24 protein-coding genes are annotated in these 21248 nt (G+C 46.9%); all 24 read left to right on the top strand.

Annotated elements, in window-relative coordinates; all coding sequences use genetic code 11:
* Positions 1-10: 10 nt before the first annotated feature.
* The 24 genes from sucD to fliY all read left to right on the top strand — a co-directional run bounded on the left by sucD (position 11) and on the right by fliY (position 21248).
* Positions 11-928: a succinate--CoA ligase subunit alpha gene (gene sucD, locus AC3B4V_RS05245; protein WP_023468731.1), complete on the top strand. Its 918-nt coding sequence runs from the start codon at positions 11-13 to the stop codon at positions 926-928.
* Between the two features lie 83 nt (positions 929-1011).
* Entirely contained in the window at positions 1012-1839 is an 828-nt protein-coding gene (gene dprA / locus AC3B4V_RS05240) for a DNA-processing protein DprA (protein WP_058264803.1), read from the top strand.
* 47 nt (positions 1840-1886) lie between these two features.
* Positions 1887-3983, top strand: coding sequence for a type I DNA topoisomerase (gene topA, locus AC3B4V_RS05235; RefSeq protein ID WP_064299647.1), 2097 nt, complete (start codon positions 1887-1889; stop codon positions 3981-3983).
* A 3-nt stretch (positions 3984-3986) separates the two neighbouring features.
* Positions 3987-5291, top strand: a complete 1305-nt coding sequence (trmFO, locus tag AC3B4V_RS05230; protein ID WP_023468729.1) for an FADH(2)-oxidizing methylenetetrahydrofolate--tRNA-(uracil(54)-C(5))-methyltransferase TrmFO — start codon at positions 3987-3989, stop codon at positions 5289-5291.
* A gap of 172 nt (positions 5292-5463) precedes the next feature.
* On the top strand, positions 5464-6342 hold the full coding sequence (locus AC3B4V_RS05225) for a tyrosine recombinase XerC (protein WP_023468728.1): 879 nt from the start codon (positions 5464-5466) through the stop codon (positions 6340-6342).
* 14 nt (positions 6343-6356) lie between these two features.
* Positions 6357-6908: an ATP-dependent protease subunit HslV gene (gene hslV, locus AC3B4V_RS05220; protein WP_023468727.1), complete on the top strand. Its 552-nt coding sequence runs from the start codon at positions 6357-6359 to the stop codon at positions 6906-6908.
* Complete coding sequence (hslU, locus tag AC3B4V_RS05215) at positions 6901-8274, top strand: ATP-dependent protease ATPase subunit HslU (RefSeq protein WP_035406964.1); 1374 nt, start codon at positions 6901-6903, stop codon at positions 8272-8274. The genes hslV and hslU overlap by 8 nt, the downstream gene beginning before the upstream one ends.
* 16 nt (positions 8275-8290) lie before the next feature.
* On the top strand, positions 8291-9070 hold the full coding sequence (codY, locus tag AC3B4V_RS05210) for a GTP-sensing pleiotropic transcriptional regulator CodY (RefSeq protein ID WP_023468725.1): 780 nt from the start codon (positions 8291-8293) through the stop codon (positions 9068-9070).
* Positions 9071-9319: 249 nt separating this feature from the next.
* On the top strand, positions 9320-9682 hold the full coding sequence (gene flgB, locus AC3B4V_RS05205; RefSeq protein WP_029342079.1) for a flagellar basal body rod protein FlgB: 363 nt from the start codon (positions 9320-9322) through the stop codon (positions 9680-9682).
* A 3-nt stretch (positions 9683-9685) separates the two neighbouring features.
* Positions 9686-10084, top strand: coding sequence for a flagellar basal body rod protein FlgC (gene flgC, locus AC3B4V_RS05200; RefSeq protein WP_029342078.1), 399 nt, complete (start codon positions 9686-9688; stop codon positions 10082-10084).
* A gap of 17 nt (positions 10085-10101) precedes the next feature.
* Positions 10102-10389: a flagellar hook-basal body complex protein FliE gene (fliE, locus tag AC3B4V_RS05195; RefSeq protein WP_029342077.1), complete on the top strand. Its 288-nt coding sequence runs from the start codon at positions 10102-10104 to the stop codon at positions 10387-10389.
* A 28-nt stretch (positions 10390-10417) separates the two neighbouring features.
* Entirely contained in the window at positions 10418-11986 is a 1569-nt protein-coding gene (gene fliF / locus AC3B4V_RS05190; RefSeq protein ID WP_488377937.1) for a flagellar basal-body MS-ring/collar protein FliF, read from the top strand.
* Between the two features lie 4 nt (positions 11987-11990).
* Positions 11991-12998: a flagellar motor switch protein FliG gene (gene fliG / locus AC3B4V_RS05185; RefSeq protein ID WP_050677479.1), complete on the top strand. Its 1008-nt coding sequence runs from the start codon at positions 11991-11993 to the stop codon at positions 12996-12998.
* Complete coding sequence (locus AC3B4V_RS05180) at positions 12982-13719, top strand: FliH/SctL family protein (protein WP_488377936.1); 738 nt, start codon at positions 12982-12984, stop codon at positions 13717-13719. The genes fliG and AC3B4V_RS05180 overlap by 17 nt, the downstream gene beginning before the upstream one ends.
* Positions 13712-15025, top strand: a complete 1314-nt coding sequence (gene fliI / locus AC3B4V_RS05175; protein ID WP_029342073.1) for a flagellar protein export ATPase FliI — start codon at positions 13712-13714, stop codon at positions 15023-15025. Before AC3B4V_RS05180 ends, fliI begins: the two co-directional genes overlap by 8 nt.
* Before the next feature lie 12 nt (positions 15026-15037).
* Positions 15038-15472, top strand: coding sequence for a flagellar export protein FliJ (locus AC3B4V_RS05170; protein WP_029342072.1), 435 nt, complete (start codon positions 15038-15040; stop codon positions 15470-15472).
* Positions 15469-16014, top strand: coding sequence for a MotE family protein (locus AC3B4V_RS05165; protein ID WP_050677477.1), 546 nt, complete (start codon positions 15469-15471; stop codon positions 16012-16014). Before AC3B4V_RS05170 ends, AC3B4V_RS05165 begins: the two co-directional genes overlap by 4 nt.
* Positions 16015-16027: 13 nt before the next feature.
* Positions 16028-17146, top strand: coding sequence for a flagellar hook-length control protein FliK (locus AC3B4V_RS05160; RefSeq protein ID WP_488377935.1), 1119 nt, complete (start codon positions 16028-16030; stop codon positions 17144-17146).
* Positions 17139-17609, top strand: a complete 471-nt coding sequence (locus AC3B4V_RS05155) for a flagellar hook capping FlgD N-terminal domain-containing protein (protein ID WP_488377934.1) — start codon at positions 17139-17141, stop codon at positions 17607-17609. The genes AC3B4V_RS05160 and AC3B4V_RS05155 overlap by 8 nt, the downstream gene beginning before the upstream one ends.
* A complete protein-coding gene (flgG, locus tag AC3B4V_RS05150; protein ID WP_029342068.1) occupies positions 17609-18463 on the top strand; it encodes a flagellar basal body rod protein FlgG in 855 nt (284 codons plus the stop codon). The genes AC3B4V_RS05155 and flgG overlap by 1 nt, the downstream gene beginning before the upstream one ends.
* The gene (locus tag AC3B4V_RS05145; protein WP_488377933.1) at positions 18460-18696 is read left to right on the top strand and encodes a flagellar FlbD family protein; all 237 of its coding nucleotides are present in this window, start codon (positions 18460-18462) and stop codon (positions 18694-18696) included. The genes flgG and AC3B4V_RS05145 overlap by 4 nt, the downstream gene beginning before the upstream one ends.
* A 19-nt stretch (positions 18697-18715) precedes the next feature.
* Positions 18716-19120: a flagellar basal body-associated FliL family protein gene (locus tag AC3B4V_RS05140; protein WP_231681733.1), complete on the top strand. Its 405-nt coding sequence runs from the start codon at positions 18716-18718 to the stop codon at positions 19118-19120.
* A gap of 9 nt (positions 19121-19129) precedes the next feature.
* Positions 19130-20113: a flagellar motor switch protein FliM gene (gene fliM / locus AC3B4V_RS05135; RefSeq protein WP_029342065.1), complete on the top strand. Its 984-nt coding sequence runs from the start codon at positions 19130-19132 to the stop codon at positions 20111-20113.
* A 1-nt stretch (position 20114) separates the two neighbouring features.
* Positions 20115-21248, top strand: coding sequence for a flagellar motor switch phosphatase FliY (fliY, locus tag AC3B4V_RS05130; RefSeq protein ID WP_488377932.1), 1134 nt, complete (start codon positions 20115-20117; stop codon positions 21246-21248).

Below are 21248 nucleotides of genomic sequence, written 5' to 3'. Positions count from 1 at the left end.
GGAGCTAAAGATGAGTATTTGGGTGAACGAATCGACGAAAGTCATTATTCAAGGGATTACTGGTAACCAAGGGATGTTCCACGGTGAACAGATGATCGACTACGGCACAAACCTCGTAGGCGGTGTCACACCAGGAAAAGGCGGTACGGAAGTACTCGGTGGTGTTCCTGTCTTTGATACGGTCGCACAAGCGGTCGAAAAAACGGGAGCGAACGCATCGATCATCTACGTTCCACCAGCATTCGCAGCGGATGCAATCATGGAAGCAGCAGATGCGAACATCGCGCTGATCATCTGTATCACGGAAGGTATTCCAGTTCTTGATATGGTCAAAGTAAAACGTTACCTCGAAGGCAAACCAGTTCGTCTCATCGGACCGAACTGCCCGGGCGTCATCACTCCAGGTGTCGCGAAACTTGGTATCATGCCAGGATATATCCATACACCAGGTCATGTCGGTATCGTCTCACGTTCTGGGACTTTGACATATGAAGCTGTCCATCAATTGACGACTGCTGGTATCGGTCAATCGACAGCTGTTGGTATCGGGGGCGACCCGGTCAATGGAACGGACTTCATTGATACGCTCAAAGCATTCAACGAAGATCCAGAAACAAAAGCCGTCATCATGTTAGGGGAAATCGGTGGAACAGCTGAAGAAGAAGCGGCTGAGTGGGTCAAAGCAAACATGACGAAACCGGTCATTGGTTTCATTGGTGGTCAAACAGCTCCTGCCGGCAAACGGATGGGTCACGCAGGTGCGATCATCTCTGGCGGTAAAGGAACAGCTGCTGAAAAAATCAAGACACTCCGTGCAAACGGAATCGAAGTGGCAGAAACACCAGCTGTCATTGGTGAGACGTTAATCCGTGTCATCAAAGAAGCAGGGATCTATGACGAGTGCGTGACGAACAGCACAGTCAAATAAATCAAAAAAAGAAGCTGTCCTGATCAAATCAGGACGGCTTTCTTCTATATAAATAAGAAGCTTAAATAAGGAGCGCTGATCTCATGAAACGTGAACTGTATGTCCGCTTCGCCATGTGTCAGGTACCCTACACGATCGTCCGATTGATTGAGCAATTTGGAATCGTTCCAAGTCATGAATTACCCGTTTCGACGCGTCTTCGAAAACGGTATGAACAAGCATTACAGCTTGATTGGATCGAAGAGTCGATTCTAGTCAAAGGAGATCCACTGTTTCCGACTGTGTTACTGACGATCCCTCAACCGGTCTATGCCCTCTTTTACCGCGGTGATCCGTCCCGCCTAACACTTCCACGCGTCAGTATCATCGGTAGTCGAACCCCCTCACCGCACCATCTTTCCCGCATGCGTTTCTTGCAACCCTTCTTTCATCCAGATCTCGCCACCGTTTCCGGAGGTGCCTATGGTATCGATGCCCTCGTCCATCGCTTGTCCTTAAAACATCAGCAGACAACGATTGCGGTTCTCGCAGGAGGACTTGATCGTCTATATCCTACTTCCCATGCTTCTCTTTTTGAACGCATCCTCTCGAACGGTCTTCTTCTCTCTGAATATCCACCCGGAACTCCTATTCAAAAATTTCAATTTCTAGAACGGAACCGGATCATTGCTGGATTATCTTCATCATTGATCATCGTCGAAGCGGCGAAACGAAGCGGTACGATGAATACTGCCAGTCATGCGCTTGACCAAGGAAAAGATGTCTATTGTTTGCCGGGTTGCCCCACGGAATCGTTCTTTACCGGAACGAATCAATTGATTGCAGAAGGAGCGATTCCTCTCCTTGATCCGGAAGAAGTTTCAAAAAGTATTCGGCTGAACGTTGACAAATGGGAATCGAGACTACTATGATAAGTGAGATTAAAATACGAGTACGCCTCTAATAGGGAGCGATTGCAATGGCAAAATATCTAGTAATCGTCGAGTCACCCGCTAAGGCAAAAACCATTAAACGTTATCTCGGATCCAACTATACCGTGAAAGCGTCGATGGGGCACGTCATTGACTTGCCGAAAAGCCAAATGGGAGTCGACGTCGAACATGACTATGAACCGAAATATATCACGATTCGTGGTAAAGGTCCGGTCTTAAAAGAACTCAAGACAGCTGCGAAAAAAGCACAAAAAATCTATCTCGCAGCCGACCCCGACCGTGAAGGGGAAGCGATCGCATGGCATTTAGCTAAAGCATTAGGCGTTGATGAATCAACGGAGTGCCGCGTCGTCTTCAATGAAATCACGAAAGATGCCATCAAGGATTCGTTCAAGCGACCACGCAAGCTCAACTATGATCTTGTCGATGCGCAGCAAGCCCGTCGTATCTTGGACCGCCTTGTTGGTTACAGCATGAGTCCGTTATTATGGAAGAAGATTAAAAAAGGGTTATCTGCGGGACGCGTTCAATCCGTTGCCGTCAAGATGATCATCGATCGTGAACAAGAAATCAATGCGTTCATGCCTGAAGAATACTGGACGATCAAACTCGAACTCGATGCAAACGGTGAAAAGCTCGAAGCGAACTTCTACGGAGTCGATGGCAAGAAGCGTGAACTTCATTCGCAAGAAGAAGTCGATCAAATCTTGAATCAACTCTCAGAAGACTTTACAGTTGATTCCGTCACGAAAAAAGAGCGGAAACGGAATCCGGCGTTACCGTTTACGACGAGTTCTTTGCAACAGGAAGCAGCACGTAAGCTGAACTTCCGAGCGAAGAAGACGATGATGATCGCACAACAGCTATACGAAGGAATCGAAATTGGAAAAGAAGGTACAGTCGGTTTGATCACGTATATGCGTACCGATTCGACACGGACGTCAGATTCGGCGAACCTCGAAGCACACGGGTTCATTGAGCAGGCGTATGGAAAAGAATACATCGCAAGCGAGAAACGTAAAGAAAAGAAATCAGCGAACTCACAAGATGCACACGAAGCGGTTCGTCCGACTTCGACGATGCGCGAGCCACAACTCGTCAAATCGTATTTATCGCGTGATCAGTTCCGCTTATATAAACTAATTTGGGAACGGTTCGTCGCAAGCCAGATGGCGCCAGCGATTCTCGATACTGTCAAAATCGATCTCGTCTCGAACGACGTCACGTTCCGTGCGAACGGGTCGACCGTTAAATTCCCGGGCTTCATGAAGGTCTACATCGAAGATACGGACGATGAGGCGGTTTCAGACGTCAAGGAAGGACTACTTCCTCCACTCGCTGAAGGGGAAGAGTTGAAACAATCAGCAATCGAACCGAAACAACACTTCACACAACCACCGCCACGCTATACGGAAGCACGTCTCGTCCGGGCGATGGAAGAGCTCGGCATCGGTCGTCCGTCGACGTATGCGCCGACACTCGATACGATTCAAAAACGGGGTTACGTGACGCTTGAAGAGAAGAAATTCTTACCAACGGAACTTGGTGAACTCGTCATCGATATGATCAGCGACTATTTCCAAGAGTTCATCACTGTCCAGTTCACGGCAGACATGGAAGCTTTACTCGATGCGATCGAAAAAGGTGACATGCAGTGGACGGAAGTCGTCGATCCAATCTATAAGTCCTTTGCAAAGCGTCTGACACGAGCAGAAGCAGAAATCGAGAAGATTGAAATCAAAGATGAACCGGCTGGAGAAGATTGTGAAGTCTGTGGTCATCCGATGGTCATCAAGATGGGACGTTATGGGAAGTTCATGGCGTGCTCGAACTTCCCAGAGTGTCGTAATACAAAACCGATCCAAGTCGAGATCGGTGTGAAGTGTCCGACATGTGGAACGGGCGACATCGTCGAACGTCGTAGTAAAAAAGGACGTTTGTTCTACGGTTGTTCGAACTATCCAGAATGTGAGTTCGTCTCATGGGATAAACCGGTCGAAGAACCATGTCCGGTATGTAGCAGTATGATGGTACAAAAGAAAATCAAGAACGGTGTGAAAGTAGAATGTACATCTTGTGGACATCATGAAACACGCATCGATCAGGAGCAAGAGGAGGAATGACCGTTGAAACGTGTAACGGTAATCGGCGCGGGACTTGCAGGTTCTGAAGCAGCATGGCAACTTGCAAAACGCGGCGTACAAGTAGACTTATATGAAATGCGGCCTGTCAAGCAGACACCCGCGCACCATACAGACCAATTCGCTGAACTCGTCTGTTCGAACTCACTTCGAGCGAACCAGTTAACGAACGCAGTCGGTGTTTTAAAGGAAGAGATGCGTCAGCTCGATTCCTTGATCATGAAAGCAGCAGACTTAGCGAGCGTTCCAGCAGGTGGAGCACTTGCTGTCGATCGGCACGACTTCGCAGGATATGTGACGGAAACGTTGAAAAACCATCCGAACGTTACAGTCCATCATGAAGAAATCGAAGCGATTCCAGATGGTCCGACGATCGTCGCGACGGGTCCGTTGACGAGTGCGGCATTATCGGAATCACTTAAACAATTCACAGGTGAAGATTATCTATACTTCTTCGATGCAGCGGCACCGATTCTCGATGGAGACACAATCGATCGTGAGAAGGTTTATCTGAAATCACGATATGATAAAGGCGAAGCTGCCTACTTGAATTGTCCAATGACGGAAGAAGAATTCCAGCTCTTCTATGATGAGCTGATCAATGCGGAAGTTGTTCCACTGAAGGAATTTGAAAAAGAGATTTACTTCGAGGGCTGTATGCCATTTGAAGTTCTCGCTTCTCGCGGACCGAAAACACTCTTGTTCGGACCAATGAAGCCAGTCGGACTTGAAGATCCGAAGACAGGCAAACGACCATATGCTGTCGTTCAATTGCGTCAAGATAACTCAGCTGGAACATTGTTCAACCTCGTCGGCTTCCAGACACATTTGAAATGGGGCGAACAAAAGCGGATCATTCGCTTGATTCCTGGTCTTGAGAATGCAGAAATCGTCCGTTATGGTGTCATGCACCGTAACACGTTCGTCAACTCACCGAATTTGTTAAAGCCAACGTATCAGACACGTACACGTGACGACTTGTTCTTTGCTGGTCAAATGACAGGTGTCGAAGGGTACGTCGAGTCAGCAGCGTCCGGCTTAACGGCAGGAATTAACGCGGCACGTCTCGTCAATGAGGCGGAACCGGTTACGTTCCCGCAGGAAACGATGATGGGTGCGATGTCGCACTATATCACGACGACGGAAGGGAAGAACTTCCAGCCAATGAATGCCAACTTCGGATTGGTACCAGCACTCGTTGGTCATCCGGTTCGGATGAAAAAACCTGAGAAGTATGCGCTCTACGCAGAGCGAGCACTTGAAGCAATCAAAGATTTCACGGATATGTGATTTTTGATGGGGAGAAAGGCGTGATTCAGCGCTCTTTCTCCCCATTTCTTAATTTGTCATAAAAGCGCGATAATTTCGTTAATTTTTCGGTTTTTGGTCTATTGTCAGACTACTTGGTCTGTGCTATGCTAAGGGCGATTCGAGAATGAAATGGTCAGAAGGGGGCGCATTCATGGGGATAGACACTGCTTTTGAGCGACTGCTAGAAGATTTCATGCGGTATGTTCATATTGAACGTCAATTATCTCCGAATACTGGTCGCTCTTATGATCAAACACTTCGACAATACGCCGCTTTTTGCCGCGATCATCAGTTACGATCGATTGAATTGGCAAGTGCACGGCGTTATTTGTATGCTCTTTACGATCAGGAGCTGGCGCGGGCGACGATTGCACAAAAAGTTTCCTGCCTCAAACAATTTGGTCGTTTTTTGACACGTGACACCGATGAGCCCAATCCATTCGATGGATTAAAAGCACCAAAACGACAACAAGGACTTCCGACATTCCTCGTCCCAACGGAATATGAACGTTTCCTCGATGCCTTTCGATCGAGTGATACGCTTGGCAACCGGAATGTGGCGTTAGTAGAACTTTTATATGCGACGGGTATGCGGGTCAGCGAGGTCGTTCAACTGGATCTTCGTGATCTCGCGACTGATCACTCCTACGTCCATGTGTATGGAAAAGGTGGGAAGGAACGCATCGCACCAATAGGAACCTTTGCTAAAGATGCATTAGAACTGTACTTACCATCACGAGATCCAGTCGCAGGTCATGAGCAAGCGTTATTCTTGTCTCATTCTGGGCGTCGATTGACGACGGATGCGATTCGGAAAATCATGAAAAAAGGGGAACAACTTGTTGGGAAACATGTGACACCACATGCGCTTCGTCATAGTTTCGCGACAGATTTACTGGAAAGAGGCGCCGATTTGCGAGCAGTCCAAGAGTTACTTGGACACGCATCGCTGTCGACGACCGGTCAGTACACACACGTAACGACGGAACGATTACGACATGTTTATCAACAAGCACATCCTCGTGCCTAAGGGAGGAAACATTGATGTTTCATGCAACGACGATTTTTGCGATTCAACATAACGGACAATCCGCGATGAGCGGAGACGGACAGGTGACTTTCGGAAACCAAGTCATCATGAAGAAAAGTGCGAAAAAAGTACGGCGCCTCTATGGTGGAAAAGTCATTGCCGGATTTGCTGGAAGTGTCGCGGACGCGTTTACACTCTTTGAAAAATTCGAAGCGAAGCTTGAAATGTATAACGGGAACTTACAACGGGCAGCAGTTGAGCTAGCGAAGGAATGGCGAGGCGATAAGATGCTGCGTCAACTAGAAGCACTCTTACTCGTCATGGATGGAACACATCTCTTACTTGTATCCGGAAACGGGGAAGTCATTGAACCGGATGATGGCATTCTCGCAATCGGTTCAGGTGGTAATTATGCGCTTGCAGCAGGTCGCGCGTTAGCTCGACACGCAAGTCATCTCACGGCAGAGGAAATCGCCCGCGCAGCTCTTGAGACGGCTGGTGAACTCTGTGTCTTTACGAACGATCAAATCATCCTAGAAACGATCGGAGGCAATGACCATGCATGAATTGACGCCAAGACAAATCGTCGAGAAGTTGAATGAACATGTCATCGGACAAGCAGATGCTAAACGTGCGGTGGCGATTGCTTTACGAAATCGTTATCGTCGACAGTTACTCGATGCATCGATGCGGGACGAAGTCACACCGAAGAACATTCTGATGATCGGACCTACCGGTGTCGGAAAGACGGAAATTGCGCGACGCCTCGCGAAACTCGTTCGGGCGCCGTTCGTCAAGATTGAAGCAACGAAGTTCACGGAAGTAGGGTACGTCGGTCGTGATGTGGAGTCAATGGTGCGGGATCTCGTGGAAGCGTCTCTGCGTCTTGTCAAAGATGAGAAAAAAGAAGCGCTCAAGGATCGAGCGGAAGCAGTGGCGAATGAACGAATCGTTGATGCGTTGTCTGGGAAAAAAGCGTCATCTGGTCTCGGTGGTGGAACGAATCCATTTGAGATGTTGTTCGGCGGGAACCAAAAGCAACAAGAGCCGGATACATCGGAAGCGACAGCCGACCGTTCGTTACTTCGTCAGCAATTACTGACGGGGCAACTCGAGGATCGAATGATTGAGGTCGATGTCGAAGAACGTCAAGTGGATTTATTCTCTGGGCAACAAGGTATGGAGGGGCTTGCGAATCTTCAGGATATGCTCGGACAAGTCATGCCGAAGAAAACGAAGAAGCGTCAACTCACAGTCAAAGAAGCGCGACCGATCTTGACAGCTGAAGAAGCGGAACGGTTGCTTGACTTGAACGAAGTCCATGACGAAGCGGTCCGTCGCGCAGAACAAATGGGGATCATCTTCGTCGATGAGATCGATAAGATTGCGACAAAAGGACATGATTCAGCAGGTGTTTCACGAGAGGGTGTTCAGCGGGACATCTTACCGATCGTTGAAGGATCAACGATCGTTACGAAATATGGTCCAGTCAAGACGGATCATATCTTGTTCATTGCTGCAGGTGCGTTCCATATGGCGAAACCATCTGATCTGATTCCTGAACTCCAAGGTCGTTTTCCGATCCGTGTCGAACTCGATAGTTTGACAGAAGATGACTTTGTCAAAATTTTGACTGAACCGAATCAAGCATTACTCAAACAATATAAAGCATTATTAGGTGCAGAGCATGTTCATGTCACCTTTACAGAAGAAGCCATTCGTGAAATCGCACGGATTGCTGCACAAGTGAACGATGAGACGGATAATATCGGAGCGCGGCGCTTGTATACGATCATGGAGCGCGTGCTCGAGGAATTATCTTTCGAAGCAGCAGATATGCCGGAAACGGATGTGACGATCACGCCACAATACGTGACGGATCGAGTTGGAAAAGTAGCAGATGATCGTGACTTAAGTCAGTTCATCTTATAAAGTGGAGGAAGAAAAAATGAATTTATTGGCGAAAACGCGGAAGCTGAATACGATGTTACAACAGGAAGCGAGCACACATGTTGATTTCAAGGTCATGGCTGACCGTCTCAGTGAAGTCATGGAATCAAACACATTCATCGTAAGTCGGCGCGGTAAGTTACTGGGTATCGCAATCAAGCAACAAATCGAAAATGACCGGGTCCGTGGTTTCTTAGAAGAACGTCAATTCCCGGAAGATTACACGAAAAAATTATTTAACGTCACGGAAACGACGGCAAACATTGCCATCGATAGCGAACATACGGCATTCCCGGTCGATAACCGTGACACGTTCGAAACGTCGAAAACGACGATCGTACCAATCATCGGTGGTGGAGAACGCCTTGGTACGCTTGTCCTCGGTCGTATGGTTGAAGACTTCAACGAAGAAGACCTCGTGCTGGCAGAGTATGGTGCGACAGTCGTCGGGATGGAGATCCTTCGTGAAAAGGCTCATGAGGCGGAAGATAAAGCACGGAAGAAAGCTGTCGTTCAGATGGCGATCAATTCACTGTCTTATTCGGAACTCGAAGCGATTGAGCATATCTTCGAAGAGCTTGAAGGAAATGAAGGGTTACTCGTCGCTTCAAAGATTGCGGATCGTGTCGGTATTACTCGTTCCGTCATCGTCAATGCGCTTCGTAAGCTCGAAAGTGCAGGAGTCATCGAGTCACGTTCGCTCGGGATGAAGGGAACATACATCAAAATCTTAAACGATAATTTCCTATATGAATTAGAACGAATTAAATCGAACTAAAAATGGAATTGCTGCTTATAGAGAGAAGACCTAGTTAAGCACTAGGTCTTTTTTGTTTGACTAGGTATTATTTATCATTTTTATAAGAAAAGGGAATAAAAAACAGAATATTAACATCTCATTACCCTATTTTTCAAAAAACTTCTTTTCAAACATTGACCTATTTGTTTCAATTATTTCAGATATGTTACTAACGACTTACTTTTTGTCGTGAATTTAAATATAGTTTCCATGAGTGGAGGAAAGAAGATGAATTGGTTAGGGTCTGACTATAACGTAATGACACAAGCTGTCAATCGAACGGTTATGGCACAGGAAGTCATCGCTAAGAACATCTCGAATGTCGATACGCCTGGGTATAAGGCAAAGCGTGTCACGTTTGGAGATGTGCTCGATTCAGAGATGAAAATGAGTTTAAAGCGACATGCAACAATCGGAACTTCTGGTAGCATCGTCGATCGACCAAATACGATGCGTAACGATGGAAATGGTGTCGATATCGATCTTGAGATGTCTGAATTATCACGCAATCAAATTGAGTACGAGGCGTTGGTCGAACAGTTGAATCGCAAATTCTCTGGCATTCAGTCTGTTATCCGAGGAGGAAAGTAATCAATGAGTATGTTCAACGGATTTCATACGTCTGCATCCGGGTTAACTGCCCAGCGTTTGCGGCTCGATACAGTCTCGGCAAACATCGCGAATGCTCAAACGACAAGAGGTGAGCTCGTCAATGGACAGTGGCAACCGTATGCGAGAAAACTCGCTGTGTTGAAAGAGACCGCCAATGGTGTCACGGTCAGTGAATTGAAGAAGGATCCTGAACCATTCAAATTAGAATATAATCCGACGCATCCAGATGCGGATGAACTCGGGTACGTCAAGATGCCTAATGTCGATATCTTAAAAGAAATGGTCGACATGATGGGCGCGACACGCTCTTACGAAGCGAACGTAACGGCTTTGAACGCGACAAAAGCGATGCTCGTCAAAGCGATGGAGATTGGTAAATAAGTAGAGGAGATGACGAGATGGCAATTCAACCAATTCAAAACATGCAGATGGTACTACCCACGCAGACAGTCGCTAAGACGACACCAAGTGATTTTAGTGAGGTGCTCAGCGAAGCGATGAACGGACTGAATGCAACGCAACATGCCTCATCTCAAGCGCGCGTCGATCTCGCGACAGGAAAGACGACGGATCTACATAACATCATGATTAAAACAGAAGAGGCATCGCTTTCTATGCAACTCGCCCTTGAAGTCCGTAACAAAGGCATCGAAGCATACCAAGAAATGATGCGTATGCAACTGTGACTGTTAAGGAAAGCGTGGGAGATGTTGAATGAACGAACGTTTAAAAGCTCGATTAGGAGCTATGAATACGACATGGAAAGAATGGTCACTTGCGAAGAAGGCGACGATTTTAGGAATCATCGTCGTCGTTTTAGCGGCGTTGATTGTTGCGATCATCTGGTTATCTAAACCAACAATGACGCCTCTTTATTCGAAGTTATCCCCTCAAGAGGCGGGGCAAGTGACGGAAAAGCTAAATGAAGATGGAATCGCATCAGAAGTCGTCACTGAAGCAAATGGCGTGACGATACTTGTTCCAGAAGCAAACGTTGAAAACTTAAAAGTCGAATTAGCGACGGCTGGTATACCAAAATCCGGTCAAATCGACTATTCCTTCTTCAGTGAAAACGCTGGATTCGGAACGACGGATAAAGAGATGAACATTCTCGAACGCGATACGATGCAGACGGAACTTGAAAACTTGATCACACAAGTTAATGGGATCGAGTCAGCAAAAGTCATGATCACTCTCCCGGAGAAGAGTGTTTTTCTATCTGATGAAAAGGAATCTTCAACGGTTTCTGTCGTCTTGACTTCTAGCGCGGGTAGTAATCTTAACAATCAGACGGTTCAAGGGTTGTATCATTTGATTGCAAAGAGTATTCCGAACCTTAAAGAAGAAAACATTACGATCATGGATCAGTATTTTACGTATTACGAGCCAGGATCTGCTACGCAAACGGCAAGTGGAACCGATCCGATGGCGCTGAAGAAAACGACGGAAAACGATTTACGCAAGCAGATTCAGCAGATGCTATCTGTCGTTCTCGGTCCACAAAAAGCACTCGTATCCGTTACGGCAGATGTCGATGTCACGAAACGTCAGGAAGAACAAAAGCTTGTTGAGCCAGTAGATCCCGATAAAATCGAAGGGATCGTCACGTCTGCTGAAAAAGTAGCAGAAGCGTACACAGGCTCTGCAAATGCTGGTACAGCAGGTACGGGGCAAAATGAGACGACGAATTTCCCGGCGGGTACTGGAACGACGGGTGATACGAGTGAGAAAACACACGATATCATCAACTATGAAGTCAATCGAATCACAAAACAAATCACAGGAGCTCCTTACGAGATTCGTGATTTAGGAATTCAAATCATCGTCGAGCCACCAAAAGGTCAGAATCAAATCGATCCACAACTACAAACGGACTTACAGACGATGATGTACTCGATCATCCGGACGTCATTAACGAAGACAGATGCGAAAGCAACGCTGACGGATGCAGAACTTGCCAATAAGGTCGTTGTCATGTCTCGACCATTCGCGGAAACGACGGCAGCGACGAAAACGACGACGGCAACACCGATGTGGGTTTGGTTCGCCCTTGGTGGAGCGGCAATCCTCGTCATTGGAGCAGTCATCCTCCTCATGCGTCGACGGAGAGCGAATGAAATCGAAGAACTTGAGGAATGGACACCGATTGAGACGGAAATTCCGGAATTATCAACAGAAGATACGAGCGATGGTGCAGTCAAACGCAAACAGCTTGAAAAACTCGCTGAATCCAATCCGGATGAGTTTGCGAAATTATTACGTACTTGGTTAGCGGAGGATTGATGAGATGAAGAAGCTAGAAATGAACAGTCGGGAAAAGGCTGCGATTCTCATGATTTCGTTAGGTCCTGAAGTCGCTGCCAGTGTATATAAACATTTATCGGAAGAAGAGATGGAATGGTTGACCCTTCAAATCTCAAGTATGAAACGAGTCGATCCAGAAGATAAGTTAGTCGTTCTCGATGAGTTTCATGAACTAGCGATGGCGCAAAACTACATCACTCAAGGTGGAATTGGGTTTGCTAAATCGGTTCTTGAGAAGGCGCTTGGTGAAGAAAAGGCGATGGAACTCATCTATCGCCTGACATCGACGTTACAAGTCCGACCGTTTGAGTTTGCACGAAAGGCAGACCCAAAACAGCTATTGAACTTCATTCAAAATGAACATCCGCAAACAATCGCGCTTGTTCTTGCCCATCTTGATCCTGCCAAATCAGGACAGATTCTCTCGGAGCTACCGGCAGAAGCACAATCCGATGTAGCACGGCGGATTGCGACGATGGACAGAATGAACCCGGAGATCATTAGCGAAGTAGAGCAAATTCTCGAACGGAATTTGTCACAAGCAGGCATGCAAGATTTTGCGCAGTCTGGCGGTATCGAGGCGGTCGTTCAAGTATTGAACGGGGTCGACCGGACAACGGAACGAACGATTCTCGATACGCTCGAGATTCAGGATCCAGAACTCGCAGAAGAGATCAAAAAACGGATGTTCGTCTTCGAAGATATCGTCACGCTCGATGCACGGGCGATTCAGCGCATCATTCGCGAAGTATCGAACGAAGATCTACTGTTGGCACTCAAAGTATCGTCAGACGACGTCAAGGATATGGTCTACCGCAACATGTCACAACGGATGGTCGAATCGTTCAAAGAGGATATGGAATTCATGGGTCCTGTTCGTCTCCGAGACGTCGAAGAAGCACAAAGTCGAATCGTCGGAATCATCCGCCGCTTAGAAGACATGGGTGAGATCGTCGTGGCTCGTGGTGGAGGAGATGATATTGTTGTCTAACGTCATCAAAAGACAAGCTGTGATTGAACGACAGGAACGAACACTCGTTCAAGTCCGAAATGCTCAGGAAGAATCGATAATCGTTCCAGATACGTTCTATGAAGAGCGGATGGCAGAAGGTCACGCTGAACTAGAACGTCTTCGCCAGGTGATGGTTCTAGAGTTTGAACAGCGTCAGCGTGAGTTTGAACAAGAACGTCTTCAGGCATTAGAGGAAGCACGTCAACGAGGATATGAAGAAGGACACCAGGCTGGATTTGAAACAGGACGTGCGGAAGGACAAGCAACGTTCGAAGAGCAAATCGCAACGACAAATACGTTTACTGCACGAATCGAAGAGCAAAATCAAGAGCGATTGATGCGATTGGAACATGAATTATGTGTGCTTGGACTCCAGGTGACGCATCAGTTTCTAGAGCAGTTACATGATGAAGAAGAAGAGGCATTATACCAATTATTACATCAGTTGATCATTCAGTTCCGAGATCGTGAAAAGATCATTATCTACGCTTCACCAGCGGATTTTGAACGGGTCGTTCTGCTTGAAGAGCAGCTCCAAGGTGTTCTAGGTGCTAATGCGACGATTCAATTACGATTTGATCCAGCGCTTAAAGCACGCGATTATCGGATCGACTCGGAGAATGGAGCAATCACAGGTGGTTTGACAAGTGGCTTTGAAGCCCTACAAACCAAAATCAAAGAGGTTTTACATCATGTTTAACGTAAATGCGATTCAAGCCGCAGTTCGAGAAATTCGTCCGGAAGAACTCGTTCAGCATTCCGGAAAGGTCGTACAAGTGATTGGATTGATGATTGAATCACGTGGACCAACGGCTGTCGCAATCGGCGAGCGTTGTTTGATCCAAATTCAACAACGGCAGACGATTGAAGCGGAAGTCGTTGGTTTTAGAGAAGGTCACGTCCTACTCATGCCGTATGGTGAAACGACATCGATTGCTCCAGGCTCGATTGTTCTTGCGACAGGAAAACCACTCCACGTCCCTGTAGGGGATGAACTGATCGGTAAGGTGCTCGATGGTCTAGGGAGACCACTGGACGGGGAGTCATTAGAAAATTTACGTACGACATCAATTGTTCGTAAACCACCTAGTCCATTGGAGCGACCTCGTATCAGTGATGTTCTCTCGACGGGCATCCGTGCCATCGATGGGCTATTAACAGTCGGTCAAGGGCAACGCGTTGGTTTGTTTGCAGGATCAGGAGTCGGGAAGTCGACATTACTCGGTATGATTGCAAAACGATCGACAGCAGACATCAACGTCATTGCCTTGATTGGTGAACGGGGACGCGAAGTCAAGGAATTCGTGGAGGCAGAACTCGGTGAAGAAGGAATGAAACGCTCCATCTTGGTCGTAGCGACAAGTGATCAACCGCCACTTGTTCGTTTAAAAGGCGCCTATACGGCAACAGCCATCGCTGAACATTTTCGGGATCAAGGTAAGAATGTGGTCTTGATGATGGACTCTGTCACACGTTTTGCGATGGCACAACGAGAAATTGGTCTTGCGACAGGTGAACCGCCTGCGTCAAAAGGGTATACACCAAGCGTTTTTGCTCTTCTTCCTCAGTTACTCGAACGTAGCGGGAAAACGCAAGATGGCTCGATTACGGCTTTTTATACGGTGCTCGTCGATGGAGACGACATGAATGAACCGATTGCAGACGCTGTACGAGGGATCTTAGATGGTCATTTCGTTCTTGATCGTAACCTTGCGAACAAAGGACAGTTTCCGGCGATTCATGTCTTACGATCCATCAGTCGTGTCATGAATCAAATCACGACTGCTGAACAAAAGACAGCTGCCGTCGCATTTCGACAGCTGTTATCGACGTATCTTGATTCGGAAGACTTAATCAATATCGGCGCCTACAAAAAAGGGACGAACCCAGAAATTGATCGTGCCGTTGATAAATATCCGGAGCTGATCCGTTTTTTAAAACAACAAATCCATGAAGACAGTGACTTCGAGAAAGCTTGTCAGCAACTCATGGCTACGATTCAGTAAGGAGGACGGAAGATGAAGACGATTTATGAACGAATCATTCCCTTGGCTGAAGCAGAGAAAGATCGCGTCGCAAAAGAATTGAGCCTTCATAAAAAGCAATATGAGATCGAAGTCGAAAAACTATACCATCTGCTCGTCCGTTATGAATCCTTTCTGAAAGCGCAAGATGAGATTGGCATCGTCGAATTAACGTCTTCGCAATATCGAGAGCGGGCTCGAGATGTCGTGAAGCAAGAAATCGAACGGCAACAACTGTACGTGACACAATCGAAAAATCGCTATGAACGCGCACAGGAAGCACTCGAACGAGCGTTGATCGAGGAGAAGAAGTTTAGTCGTCTGCAAGAGAATCATACCGTTGAAACAAAACGAATCGAGGCATTGACGGAACAAAATCAATTAGATGAACTGGCATTGTTACAGTTTGGAAGAGGACGGATGATATGAGTGAAAATAAAACGTCAAAAGGATGGATCTTACCTTTATTGATCATCCCTTTGATTTTAATCTTGCTGACAGCTTATTTCGTATTAAATTATGCGAATGGACGCCCACTGCTATCCTTACCGTTCGCAACGGAAAAAACGACTACGAATCAAGCAAATCCGTCAGCAGAACTCGAACGTCGTCTGAAAGTAGCGAATCAAGAAATCAAGAAACTACGCAATCAAAGCAAGGAACAATCGGATACTTTAAAAGCGAAAGAACAGGAAGTCGAACGTTTGATTGCAGAACGAGATCGTTTAAAACAAACACCGACGCCCGCGACGACGGATCAAACGAAGACGACGAAGAAAAAAGCAGCATCTGTGACTGATGTCTATGCTGAAATGGCACCAAAGGATGCTGCGCTCATCTTAAACGAACTCAGTCCGACAGAAGTCGTACCGATCATCGAGGACATCGATGCGGAACAACAGGCGGCGATCATTGCCAAGATGGATGCTAAAAAAGCGGCGGCCTTAACACAGCTACTCGCGACGAAGTAAGGAGGGAAGCCAGATGAACATGACGGAAGTAATACAATCATCCTCCCCGAACTTGAATACTGGAACAGGGAAAAAAGGAGAGATGACCACGGTTGGTGGTCAATTTGCTTCGTTACTGGATTATCTGACAAAGTTACCAACAACGTCATCGTCACCGGTCTCAGCTGATTTGACAGCACTCGAGACGAAAGTGGAGACACCACTATTACCGGATTGGATACAAGAACTCGTAGATCAACCGGACGAGCTTCTCTCTTTACTGAAACAACCGGAAGTGGAGGCGTTAAAACAAGAACCGAAGAAAATGGAACAACTACTAGCGTTCGTCAAACAATTGCTTGAGGGAAATGTCGAGCAGGCGAAAAATCAGTTCGATCAATTGCCACCATTGCTTCAGCAAGTCGTCTTGCAGACAGTAACAAACGATACGATCAAAATGAAAGATCATCATACGAACAACTTAAAACAACCATTACTTACTACGATTGAAGGAGACATTTCCGCGTTGCCTGTGAAACAGACGCTCCCGCAAACTGGTCCTATTGTCGAAACGCTCAAGTCGGACACTGTAGCTGTAGCTGAGCAGGCCAAAGGAAAGACACCGCTTCCGTTGGTATTCGCTTCACTCATGCGAAAAGCGACCATACCCGTTGATCCAGAAGGAAAAGCCGCGCTGACTCCAATGAGCATTCCGATTTACAAGGGTACCCCGTTGCAAACGATTCGTCCAGTGCCGCTACCCGTACCAGAACAGATTCAACAGCGGATTGAAGCTGCACTTCAACAGGCACCGTTCTTAAAAGGTGCTGACGGGTCAACTCGATTGTCGATTCGTCTTTATCCAGAGCAGCTTGGAGAGGTCGTCGTTCAACTCGATCGTAAGGAGGGGGCATTGACCATCAAACTGTTTGCGAGTACTGAACAAGCGAAACAATCGATCGAGCAACAACTTGGAAAATTGCAGACAGCTTTACACCAGCAGACGCCGGTCGTGAAGATCGAGACGGGGATGATCGCATCTAGTGCACGGGAGTTTCAACAGTCCTTCACACGTGATCAGCAGGAGCATGAGTCCCCTTATCAAGAAACACCCGCTCCAGTAGAGGAAGAAGAGGAGGAAGACGATGACTGATGCAATCAAAACAGATGGTACTTCATACCAGCTTCCTGAAAAGTCACAAGTACCGACGAATAAAGCGATGGATAAAGATATGTTCATGAAGATTCTGATTGCCCAGCTCTCGAATCAAGACCCGACGGCACCGATGGAAGATAAGGATTTCATCGCTCAGATGGCGCAGTTTTCTTCACTGGAACAGATGCAATCAATCGGGAAGACGATGGACACGATGGTCTTGAACCAACATGCGACGGCGTTATTATCCTACAGCAATCTGATTGGTAAGAACGTCAGTTATGAAGCGGAGTCGAAGACGACTGATGCTTCAGGAGCAGAGCAGACGACGACCGTCGAAGAGACAGCCAGTGTCGTCAGCGTAAAGCGAGATGGACTGGATGTCGTGGCAGAGCTATCGAACGGAAAACAAATCAGTGTGTATGAGTTGACGCAGATTCAATCGAAGGAGGAAAAATAATGTTACGTTCAATGTATTCAGGAATCAGTGGGCTCAAGAACTTTCAGACGAAACTTGATGTCGTCGGGAATAACATCGCCAACGTCAATACGTTTGGTTATAAAAAAGGACGGGTGACGTTTAAGGATCTCGTCAGTCAATCGGTCGGTTCATCATCAGGTGCTGGTGGTAATGTCGGTGGGACGAACCCGAAACAGGTCGGTCTCGGAGCATCGATGTCAACAGTTGATAACGTGTATAACCAAGGTGCGCTTCAAAATACGGGTCGCGTCCTCGATGTCGGGATTTCTGGGGAAGGATTCTTCCAAGTTGTCACGGCAGAAGGGATTCGTTATACACGCTCTGGTAACTTCTATACCGATCTTGAAGGAAACTTGGTTACCGGCGACGGAAACTATTTGATTGGTAGTGACTCTCAAGCAATCGCAGATGGCGAGACACCACCGGTACCGCTTCCGGAAGCAGGTGGCGCAGGATTCCAAAAACTAAAAGTACCGACGGATGCACGTAACCTATCGATCGGGAAAGACGGTCTTGTCACTTATGTGGATACGACAGGTGCATTACAAAACGTCGGATACATCACGATTGCGAACTTTGCTAACCCAGGTGGTCTAGAAAAATCAGGTGTCAACGTGTTCGCAGCGTCGCAAAACTCAGGTGAGCCAGTACTTGGAACACCAAGTTTGAATGGGATGGGGCAATTGACATCTGGAACGCTCGAAATGTCAAACGTCGATTTATCAGAAGAGTTCACGGAGATGATCATCGCTCAACGTGGTTTCCAAGCGAATACGCGAATCATTACGACGTCTGACCAAGTACTTGAGGAATTGGTCAACCTGAAACGATGATTACGCTTACGACGTTACGTAACGCCCCTCTTGTACTGAACGCGATATTAATTGAATCGGTGCGTGCCACGCCGGATACGACGATTCAATTAGTCGGCGGACAGATTTATGTCGTAAAAGAATCAATGGAAGAAGTTAAAGCAATCGCAATCGCTTTTTATCAACAAATCGGATTAGCGGGCTTGAACAGTATGAGGAGGCTCGAAGATGGCCGAAGAAAAGAAGAAGAGTAAACTAAAAATCCCTTTAATCATGATCATTGTCGCAGCACTGATGGTTGGGGCAGGTTATATGATCATGAATTACTTTTTAGCTAATGATACGACAGAAGCGAAAGTCGAACAGCCAACGGGTGAAGAACTTGATGCACGAAGTCTTCAGACAGACGACTTGACGACGAACATCGCAGACGAACGGTTCTTGAATGTCCAATTCACGATCGTTACGGACGATCAAGCAACGCGTGATGATTTAGAATTACGAAAGTTTCAAATCAATAACATCATCTTAGGTGATTTATCTGCGATGAAAAAGTCGGACTTAGACTCAAAAGCGGATATGGAGAAGCTCGAAGAACGGTTACGGATGCAGTTCAAGAAGCTCATCCAAGAAGGTGATGTCCAGCGTGTCTATACGACGAAAAAAATCATCCAGTGAGGTGGCAGCATGAGCGAAGTATTATCCCAACATGAAATCGATGCCTTGCTATCAGCCATTTCAAGCGGAGATATGGAAGTCGAGGAAATCCGAAGCCAAGAGGAGCAGCGCCGTGTCAAAGTCTATGACTTTAAACGAGCGCTTCGCTTCTCAAAAGATCAATTACGGAATTTGACGCGTATCCATGAACAGTTCGCCCGAGTGTTGACGACGCATTTTTCTGCACAACTTCGGACGTACGTCCAGTTCACGGTCAATACAGTCGAGCAACTCCCGTACGATGAATTCATTCATTCTATTCCGAACATGACATTGATCAATCTTGTGAACCTTCATCCGCTTGATGGAAAAGTCTTGTTCGAAGTCAATCCGAACATTGCTTATGCGATGCTCGATCGATTACTTGGAGGACCGGGTGAAGGGATGAACAAGATTGAAAATTTGACGGAGATCGAGACGCGTATTCTGACACAATTGTTCAAACGTGCCTTCGTCCAATATGGCGCCGCTTGGGAATCGGTGACGGAAGTCGAGGCGGAGTACGACGATTTAGAAATCAATCCGCAGTTTCTACAGCTCGTTTCTCCGAATGAGACGGTCATCCTCGTATCGATTTACGTAACGGTTGGAGAAGTGAGCGGTACGTTGAATGTCTGTTTGCCATTCGTGACCCTTGAATCCGTTCTTCCGAAATTATCAAGTCATTATTGGATGCAACAAGAAAAGCGAACGACAGCAGATAATCAAGAGTCTGAACACATGCAAACGCAGTTGATGAGTTCCGTCGTCGATTTAAAAGCAGTGCTCGGCCAAACAGAGCTATCGTTTGGTGAATTGTTACACCTCGAAGTAGGCGATTGTTTATCCCTGAAGACGCGAGCCTCGGATGCCGTCGATGTATTCGTCGATGACCGGAAGATGTTCAAAGCCCGACCGGGACTAAATGGGAAACACCTCGCTTTGCAAGTCTTACAACGAATTGAGGAGGAATAACATGAGCGATATGCTTTCGCAAGATGAAATCGATGCGTTGCTACGCGGAACACCATCAATCGATGAACCGCAAGATTCGGACGCAGAGGAAATATTAGATGATATGGAAATCGATGCGCTAGGGGAAGTCGGAAACATCTCACTTGGGAATTCAGCAACGGCCTTATCGGCATTGTTGAATCAAAAAGTAGAAATCACGACACCACATGTTCGGATGATTTCGATGGAAGAATTACGAAGTCGTTATCCGATTCCGCACGTCGCGTTGCGTGTCGGCTATACAGAAGGATTTAAAGGAGAAAATGTCCTGATCCTGACACAGCGAGATGCTTCCGTCATCGCGAACCTGATGATGGGAGGCGACGGCGTCATCGACGAGTCGCTGGAGATGGAGCCGATTGCTCTATCTGCTGTGCAGGAAGCGATGAATCAGATGATGGGAGCTGCTGCGACATCGATGTCGACCGTGTTCTCCATGCGAATCGATATCTCACCACCTGCTGTTGAAATTTTTGATTTTTCACAAGATAAGAGTATCGTCGATAGCTTTTCTCTTTGGGAGAACATGGTCATCATCGAGTTTGATCTGAAGATTGGCACGATGATTGATTCAAAAATCGTTCAATTAGCACCACTGGATTTCTCGAAACAATTGATTCAAAAACTCTTTAGCGCGAGTACGACCCAACAAGCAGAACCTGCACCACAAGCAACGGCACAAGCGCAATCAGAACAACCACAACCACAAGCGCAACCAACACCGGCACCAGCGATGGAACAAAGAACGGTCGTCCCACCACCTGAACCGAAAGCAACGCCAGTCGGTGTCAGTCCAGTTCAATTTAGTCAGTTAGGTGAGATGGAAGTAGAGGGCACGCCAGGAAATATCGGAATGTTATATGATGTTCCGTTGAACGTCACGGTTGAGTTAGGAAGGACACGCCGCTCCGTTCGTGACATATTGGAATTAACACAAGGTTCTGTCATCGAGCTGGATAAACTGGCAGGGGAACCAGTTGACGTTCTTGTCAACAATACATTGATCGCAACGGGTGAAGTGGTCGTCATCGAAGAGAACTTCGGTGTACGCATTACGGAAATCGTAAATACAAAAGAACGTCTTCGGATGTTCTAA

The organism is Exiguobacterium sp. E17S (assembly GCF_057772545.1).
This window is presented reverse-complemented; position numbering and strand designations above follow the sequence as displayed.